Raw genomic sequence first — 8,096 nt, 5'->3', positions numbered from 1 at the left:
GATATAAGTTTAAAAAGTGGTATGATATGATTTGGATGGAGAAAATTATCGGAGACCATTCTGCAAATCCAAAGCCAGTAATTTCAATATCAGAATTGCACGAATTACAATTATAAATTTCGGATTGGCATATATATCTTGGGTTTTAGCATTGAAACATTGGGATACAGCCAAATGCCAAAGCTAAAATATTTAAAGTTTATCATATTATTTTGTTTCTTAATGTTACTTAAGAAATTGGAAAATCATATTATAATATTGGCTTAAATACATTAATGTTAATTAAAGTGAAATTATTAAGCCAACTATATAATGTGAGTTATGACTATCTTATTAGTGACAGTAATCTTGGCGGTGATATCACAAGCATGGAAATGATAGTTGATGAAATTAACTGGACTAGTGCTGGAATAAAAAATACCCGATTTTAGAATCCTATCAAGGTGTGCAAGGAATAAATACTTATTGTGAAAAGTTATCTAGCGTCAAACAGCATTTTATGACATTTCAGGGTATATCAAAGCACTGTGTTATTTCCTATATATTGCAAGAGTTTCCTGCAAGCTGTTGATAAATAAATTTACAAGTTCCGGCGGCTCTAAAATTTCTGCTTCCGTACCAAAGGCTGAGATTAATGATACGATATATGGAAATTCACATGGTAAAACACACTGACGTAGAATACCTGTGTTCTCATCTTCCCATGTTATATTTGAAAAATCAAAATATGGATTAGTACAACTCCGAACTGCTCTTTTGCTTATCCGTAGTACTAACTCACTAAGGTTTTCATTTGATAAAAAACTTCTTTCTTCTAACCAATGCTTCATAAGAGGAAGTTTTAAGTGACTGATAGCTCCCTCTTTTAATTTTAAGATTCTGTCTGCACGAAAAATGCTAATACGTTTTTGCTTTACGTCATATGCCGGAAAATACCAATAGCCATTTTCTGAATATATGCCAATTGGAATTGCCTCTTTTTCTTTTTTTTCACCGAAGGAATCATAGCTAAAAAGCAAAAGCTGATTAGAAATAGATGCACGGAATATGGTTTTGAGATAAGGTGCTTTTTCAATCCTGAGCGGTATTTTCATAAATATATGTTTTTGAATGCTTACAAGTTTGTTTCTCAAGGGCTCAGACACCTGAGCTAGAAGTTTAGTCATAACTGAATCAATTTCGGCTTCATAGGGAATATCTTGATATTGCTTGAGAGATTCATAAGTAAAAATAATTGAGGCTGTTTCCTCTTCTGTGAAAGAAACTGGTGGCAGCATTTCACCATGAAGCATAGAATAGCCGCCATTTCTTCCAACTTCGGAATAAAACGGCACACCCATTTCTGTTAATTCAAGCAAATATCTTTGAATTGTGCGGACACTGACCTTAAATTCTTGCGCTAATTCCTGCGCAGTAAAATCTTTTCTTCGATTAATATATAACCAGATATCAATCAAGCGTTTCATTTTTGACATATAAAAATCCTTTCATAAATAAGACAATTTTTGTCGTAATTTCATAGTACAATAGTATTATCAACTTGTAAAGGAGCGAGTAAATTGAATTAGAAAGAATATGAAGAAATCGGAAAGATGATTAAATAGGATTCTTTCAAAATTCTTACGGAATAACAATTGATATGAAATTACAAAAAATTTATCTTATGAACCCAAATGAGGAGGAAAAATTCAATGTCGCAAACAGAACAATCAGAGCTAAAAAAATATAACACCGTATCCATATGGTTAACCACGAAAAATACGGATAAATTAATTGTTTTCTTAAAAGAAGCTTTTAATGCCAAAGAGCTTGGACGTGTATATAATGTAGATGGTTCAATAGGTCATGCAGAAGTACAGATAGGTGATTCAAAAATATTAATGTTTGATTCAAAACCTGAATGGCCTGCCTTTCCCAGTTTTATTCATCTGTATGTAGAGAACGGAGATGAAATTTATGAGCAAGCACTTAAAGCTGGAGCCAAGTCTATGACAAAGTTAACAACGCATTTTTGGGGAGACAGGGGTGGACGTGTAATAGATCCTTTTGGAAACATATGGTGGATAAATTCTCATGTTGAGGATGTAAGTGCAGAAGAAATGGAAAGGCGTGCAAAGCTAAAGGAGTTTATAGAAGCAATGGATTACGCACAAAAAAGTTTTGATCCATTTTTAATAAATGATTATTTGTCAAATTCATGATGAAAATCATAATTGAGCGTAATAATAAAAGGGATATATGCAAAGACCCAAAACACATTGACCTCAAGGCCTAAGCAGGCTCAATTATCTATTTTTTATCTCCTCAAGGTATGTTAAAAATGTGGCTTAAAATATTTAAAAACCAAACGAGGAAATTACAAGGGGCTGTCGCATTAAGAATAAATACTACAATATATTGTGCTAATTTATATTTGTAAAGAAATATATTGTATGTAGATTACTTAGTGCGACAGCCCCACATCTTTAAGGAAAATCAGAAATTCTACGTAACAGTATAACCTTTCTATCACAACAAATGTGGAGACAGTTTGTCTAATGACAAGAAAACAGTTAGTAAAATCAAGGCTTTCAGAGAATTTTTAATTTATTTAACAAAGAGCCGATAACCACATGATACATTATCATAGGCTATGGGCTCTGTGTATTTATACTGTTATCTTATCTCTCTTTCTATATTGCAAATATTCTAAAAATCGCTTAGTTGCAAGGGAAAGTGATTTTTGATCTCTCATAGCAATACCAATGTTTCTAAAACAAGGAACTTCAAGCTCTTTTGCTATAATTTTATAAGGGATACGTTGTAAAATCAATTCAGGCAGGATACTAATTCCAAGCCCTTTTTCTACCATGGACATAATGGCATAGTCATCCCATGTTGTAAAATGAACTTTAGGGGAAATGTTATAGCGTTCAAATATTTCCGAAACCTCTGCTTTTGCGCCTTTTTCCAAAAGCATAAAAGGATAATTACATAATGCGTTGGTTGGAAAGTATTCACAATCTACAAGTGGATGATTTTCAGGTAAAACCACAAGCAGTTTATCCTGCTCCAATAAAATTGTTTCAAACTCTGGAAGTGTAGGAAGCCTAAGAAAACCGAAATCTACGCGCCCATCTAAAATCCAGCTTTCTATTTCTGTATAATCGCCGAGTAGTAACTCATAATCAATATTAGGGTAATCCTTTTGAAATTCTTTAATGATATTAGGGAGCCAATGAGTTGCAACGCTTGAAAATGTACCTATTCGAATAAGTCCTGATTGCAATCCGTTCAATTCTTCAACTTGCGTCTGTAACTTCTGATACTCATTACAAACATTTTTAGCAAAGGGCAATAATTTCAATCCATCTGAGGTTAATCGTACACCAGAGCGCCCACGTTCAAGAAGTGAAACACCCCATTCCTTTTCTAAATCATTAATCATACGACTAATGCCAGACTGAGAATAGTTCAACATCTCTGCTGCCTTTGTAAAGCTCCCATATTCAACAGTCCTAATAAATGCCATATATTTTTGAATGTTCATATCCATACTATGTCTACCTCATATTCATCTGATTTTATCATCTTTCCTATGATAAATATTCGCTTTTGTCATTTATGAATTCATGATACACTTTGCCTATAGAGTTTTCAAGAGCTTTGCTAGAGGGTACTTATAATGGAATGTAACAAATGTAGAATTAATAGTGATAGAGGAGAGTATAGAAATGAAATTATCTAAAACACAAGCAAATATGGCTTTACGAAAGGGAAAAGATGAAACGAGCATATTTTAAATATTTTTTAGCATTATTGCTTTTTGGATTTAATGGAATTGTTGCAAGTTACATTTTACTAAATAGCTATGAAATAGTTTTTTTGAGAACCTTGATAGGCAGCTTATTTTTGATTTTAGTATTTACACTTTCTAATCAGAAAGTACAGTTTTGGAAAAATAAATCACACTTTCTGTGCTTGGTTATTTCTGGGATGGCTATGGGTGCAAGTTGGATGTTTTTATATGAAGCATACAGACAAATTGGTGTAAGCATCGCCACACTTGCCTATTATTGTGGTCCTATGATTGTCATGGTTTTTTCTCCTATTATATTTAAGGAAAAGATGACAAAATGCAAATTACTTGGATTTATTGCTGTAATAATTGGAATGCTTTGTGTAAATGGGCAAGCTTTATCACAGGGAAGGAATTCATGGGGATTGATTTGTGGAGTATTATCGGCAATCATGTATGCCATTATGGTGATTTTCAATAAAAAAGCTGTAAGCATAACTGGACTTGAAAATTCCATGTGCCAGTTAATTATGAGCTTTATAACAGTTGCGATTTTCATAGGTTTAAAGAAAGGATTTTCAATCAACATTATGCAGGGAAATCTAATACCTATACTGATATTAGGTGTTGTAAACACAGGAATTGGTTGCTATTTTTATTTTTCTTCCATTGGTGATCTGCCTGTGCAGACGGTATCAATTTGTGGATATTTAGAACCGCTTTCAGCATTGATTTTTTCAGCTGCCATTTTGGGAGAGAAATTAAGTTTTGTACAAATAGCTGGGGCTGTGTTAATTTTAGGAGGTGCAACCTTTGGAGAATTATTTAGATTCAAAAAAATTGATATAAACAAATTTTAAATGGATGGGGTAAACAAGATTATAATTATATAGTTATAGTAGAAAATGAAGCAGGATTAAAAGCTTCATATAAAAGTAATAATTGCTTGCCACCCTCATTAATTATGTGATACTAAAATGATGAAAAAATGAAAATGTGATTTTGTTATGTAATATTAATATGTTTAGCAATGTGCTATAATAAGAAAAATAGATTAAGAGAACAAAATAAAATTAGAAGATATATTTCAAATTTAGAAACCATCTTATACAATTTATTTATATCTGTGTTAAAAAAGGAAGAAGAGAAACTAAATTTATGTAATAAATTTAAACTTGTAGGTTGCACACTAATGCTTGATTTCAATTCCATTGGGACAAGTATTAAAGGAGCAACCTACAGTTATGATAATACAATATATAAAGTATTTTTATTATTCGTTATTATTTATTCTAATAACATTTTTAATAAATCATTTTATACCCAGTATGGTTGTTTCCTATGGAGTAGATATAACTATTTGTGCTCTTTGATATCTAGGAATACTGCTTATAACTAAAAATAATGTATTTTTTGAAATATATAATAGGAGAGTTATAAATTTGAAAGCTTTATTTTAGTAACATATACTTAGAAGATTGACAGAAAGGAAGAAAAATCTAGATGGCAAAAAGTGAAAAAAAGGTATTTTATTGTAATGTTGAACTTACAATAGACATAATTGGAGGTAAGTGGAAGCCACTTATTATTCATCATATAGGTAAATCGGGAGTTATTAGATATGGAGAACTAAAAAGAAAAATTCCGAATGTAAATGAAAGGGTACTATCAAGACAACTTAGGGAACTGGAAGAAAATGAATTAATTATTAGAAAGGTTTATGATGAAGTGCCTCTTAAAGTAGAGTATTCAATAACTGAAATAGGTAAAACACTAGCACCTATTTTAAATGAGTTAGGTGAATGGGGTAAAAAATATAATGAAAATGTTAAATATGGAAAAGTTGATTTCGATGATGACTGTGAAGAATATGAAAATTCATAATAAAGTAGCCACGCAATACGTTAACTCGTAATGCGTTTTTTTGGGCAAAATTGTACATAAGTGACCGTACGGCTAATAATGTCAGTACTTGTTGAGTGATATGATAGGATATATAATGTAGCCATTAGCAAATAATAATTAATAAATTTTAAAGAAAGAAGGTACTTAAAATGGAAGCAATAACAATGATAAAGGAAAGAAGAAGCGTAAGAAAATTTAAAAATAAAAAAGTAGATAGAGAAACTATGAAAGAAATAGTTGATATAGCTAAATGGGCTCCATCATGGGTTAACTATCAAATAGTTAGATATACATTAGTTGATGATGAAGCAATAATTAAAGAGCTTGCAAATGAGGGTGTTAATGGATTCGTTTATAATATAGATACTTTAAAAAATGCAAAAGGTGTTGCAGTGTTAAGTTTTGTTCAAGGGAAAAGCGGTAAGATAGATGAGGCATATGTAACATCAAAAGCTAATGTTTGGGAAGTATTTGATGCAGGTATTGCATGTCAAACATTCTGTTTAGCAGCACATGCTAAAGGTGTTGGTACATGTATAATGGGAGTTATAGATGAAAAATCAATATCAAAAATAGTAAATTTACCAGAAGACGAAACAGTAGCTGCACTTATAGTTTATGGTTATGAAGATGGAGAACATGCATCGCAAACTCCAAGAAAAGATGCTGAAGAAATAATGCGTTTTGTAGATAGATAAAATTAAATAATATTAAAGATAAACAACACGTAACCAAGACTTATGTGGTTACTTACCGAAATCATAAATCTATTCATCTGATAAGTCTAAGTTATAGTTGTGTTATCTATAATAAAAAATATAAAAAGCATGATGAAATATCACATTATTCATGAAGATAGTGTGGTATTTTTTTATGTGTATTCCAAAATATTATGCCTCATAGAGTATATAAGTATTTACAAATTATGTTATAATTGGTGCCACAATTCTTTGGATTAATGATAATAATGAAAATTATTTAGATAATATTTGTAGGAGCTTATTTATTCATTTATAACAAAGAATGGCCTTTGGTATATAAATTGGCCTGGAACAGCTGCAGGCTAAAAACTACTATAGATTAATATAGTGTTATTGAAGAGCAATATTCCCATTATATATGAAACTATTATAAATGTTGTTATAATATAGATAACAAAAATTATTTGTATAACATACTAATAAGTGGTAATTTCACGAGATGTAGAGAGGGGATAAAAATGAGTACATACAATGTAAATTTGAAAAAGATTATAGATGATTCTTATGAAATTGAAATCGGCTTTTACTTGATGGATAAGTTAGTAGAAGATTTAAAAAATGATTTACTAAAAGGAATTTCAAAGTTTGCAGTAATAACAGATAGTAATGTAAAGAATCTATATGCAGAAACAATAGTTAAAAAATTAATTGAAGCTGGCTATCAGACAGATATTTTTGTATTTCCAGCTGGAGAAGTAAACAAAACAAGAAAAACGAAAGAATACATAGAAGATGCTATGCTTGAAAAAGGATATAGAAGAGATTGTTGCATAATAGCTGTAGGTGGTGGAGTTGTGACAGATTTAGCTGGTTTTGTAGCGGGTACATTTGGTAGAGGTATTCCATTCATTAACTATGCTACAACATTGCTGGCAGCTGCAGATGCTTCTGTAGGAGGAAAAACTGCAGTGGATACACCTCTTGCAACTAATTTAATAGGTATTTTTAATCAACCTAAAAAAGTGTACTTAGATATTGCAACCTGGGAGACTCTTCCCAAAAGGCAAATATCCAGCGGTCTTGCTGAAACAATAAAGCATGCATGCATGGCTAGTAGAAGTTTCTTTGATTTTTTAAATGAGAACATGGATGAGATATTAAATATTGAGAAAAAATCATGTGAATATATAGCAGAGGAAAACTGTAAAATTAAAGATGGAATTGTGGTGAGAGATGAAAAAGAAGCTGGTCTTAGAGAAGTGCTTAATTTAGGGCACACTGTTGGAAGAGCCATAGAAACTGTTAGCGGGTATAGATTACTACATGGAGAAGCATTATCTATTGGATTAGTAGCTGAAGTGAAAATGTCAAATGAATTAGGTTATATGACAGAACTAGAAACAAAAGAAGTAATAGATCTTCTCAAAAAGGCAAAATTACCAATCGATATACCTGATTATATTGATAGGGAGGAATTAGTTAAGAAATTATATACAGATAAAAAAGTTAAGAATGGAAAACTACGATTTGTTATACAAAATGGAATTGGTAACGTTGTGGAATTTAGTGAAGGTGTCTTTTCTACCACAATTGAAGAAAGTGTTGCAAGGGAGATCATTATACACATGTAAATTCCTATTTGTAGAGTTGGTTATATGCATTAATATACGTAAAAATTTAATAGTAAATTAGAATATGGCACTATTCAGAAA

7 protein-coding genes are annotated in these 8,096 nt (G+C 31.1%); 5 read left to right on the top strand and 2 right to left on the bottom strand.

The genetic code is table 11. From position 1 onward, the window contains the following. Positions 1-530 precede the first annotated feature (530 nt). Positions 531-1,475, bottom strand: a complete 945-nt coding sequence (locus tag CLOBL_RS26110; protein ID WP_077861671.1) for a YafY family protein — start codon at positions 1,473-1,475, stop codon at positions 531-533. Positions 1,476-1,691: 216 nt separating this feature from the next. Here CLOBL_RS26110 and CLOBL_RS26105 point away from each other — a divergent pair, with 216 nt between their 5' ends. After that, a complete protein-coding gene (locus CLOBL_RS26105) occupies positions 1,692-2,201 on the top strand; it encodes a VOC family protein (RefSeq protein WP_077861670.1) in 510 nt (169 codons plus the stop codon). A 446-nt stretch (positions 2,202-2,647) separates the two neighbouring features. On the opposite strand, the gene CLOBL_RS26100 is transcribed toward CLOBL_RS26105, so the two are convergent. Further along, a complete protein-coding gene (locus CLOBL_RS26100) occupies positions 2,648-3,535 on the bottom strand; it encodes a LysR family transcriptional regulator (protein WP_077861669.1) in 888 nt (295 codons plus the stop codon). Between the two features lie 227 nt (positions 3,536-3,762). Here CLOBL_RS26100 and CLOBL_RS26095 point away from each other — a divergent pair, with 227 nt between their 5' ends. From CLOBL_RS26095 to aroB, 4 genes are all read left to right on the top strand, one after another. Next, the gene (locus tag CLOBL_RS26095) at positions 3,763-4,638 is read left to right on the top strand and encodes a DMT family transporter (RefSeq protein WP_077861668.1); all 876 of its coding nucleotides are present in this window, start codon (positions 3,763-3,765) and stop codon (positions 4,636-4,638) included. Positions 4,639-5,281: 643 nt separating this feature from the next. Next, positions 5,282-5,662, top strand: coding sequence for a helix-turn-helix domain-containing protein (locus CLOBL_RS26090; protein ID WP_077861667.1), 381 nt, complete (start codon positions 5,282-5,284; stop codon positions 5,660-5,662). Positions 5,663-5,832: 170 nt separating this feature from the next. Then, positions 5,833-6,381: a nitroreductase family protein gene (locus CLOBL_RS26085; RefSeq protein WP_077861666.1), complete on the top strand. Its 549-nt coding sequence runs from the start codon at positions 5,833-5,835 to the stop codon at positions 6,379-6,381. Positions 6,382-6,902: 521 nt separating this feature from the next. Continuing rightward, positions 6,903-8,015: a 3-dehydroquinate synthase gene (aroB, locus tag CLOBL_RS26080; protein ID WP_077861665.1), complete on the top strand. Its 1,113-nt coding sequence runs from the start codon at positions 6,903-6,905 to the stop codon at positions 8,013-8,015. The last annotated feature ends 81 nt before the right edge of the window (positions 8,016-8,096 follow it).

Source organism: Clostridium sp. BL-8 (assembly GCF_002006495.1).
Lineage (GTDB): Bacteria > Bacillota > Clostridia > Clostridiales > Clostridiaceae > Clostridium.
The sequence above is the reverse complement of the archived record's forward strand: the minus strand, read 5'-3'. Positions and strand labels throughout refer to the sequence as shown.

What these genes read in the sequence shown, in the direction of transcription:
- CLOBL_RS26110 (WP_077861671.1), bottom strand. Translation starts at nt 1,475, where the DNA reads ATGTCAAAAATGAAACGCTTGATTGATATCTGGTTATATATTAATCGA.
- CLOBL_RS26105 (WP_077861670.1), top strand. Translation starts at nt 1,692, where the DNA reads ATGTCGCAAACAGAACAATCAGAGCTAAAAAAATATAACACCGTATCC.
- CLOBL_RS26100 (WP_077861669.1), bottom strand. Translation starts at nt 3,535, where the DNA reads ATGGATATGAACATTCAAAAATATATGGCATTTATTAGGACTGTTGAA.
- CLOBL_RS26095 (WP_077861668.1), top strand. Translation starts at nt 3,763, where the DNA reads ATGAAACGAGCATATTTTAAATATTTTTTAGCATTATTGCTTTTTGGA.
- CLOBL_RS26090 (WP_077861667.1), top strand. Translation starts at nt 5,282, where the DNA reads ATGGCAAAAAGTGAAAAAAAGGTATTTTATTGTAATGTTGAACTTACA.
- CLOBL_RS26085 (WP_077861666.1), top strand. Translation starts at nt 5,833, where the DNA reads ATGGAAGCAATAACAATGATAAAGGAAAGAAGAAGCGTAAGAAAATTT.
- aroB (WP_077861665.1), top strand. Translation starts at nt 6,903, where the DNA reads ATGAGTACATACAATGTAAATTTGAAAAAGATTATAGATGATTCTTAT.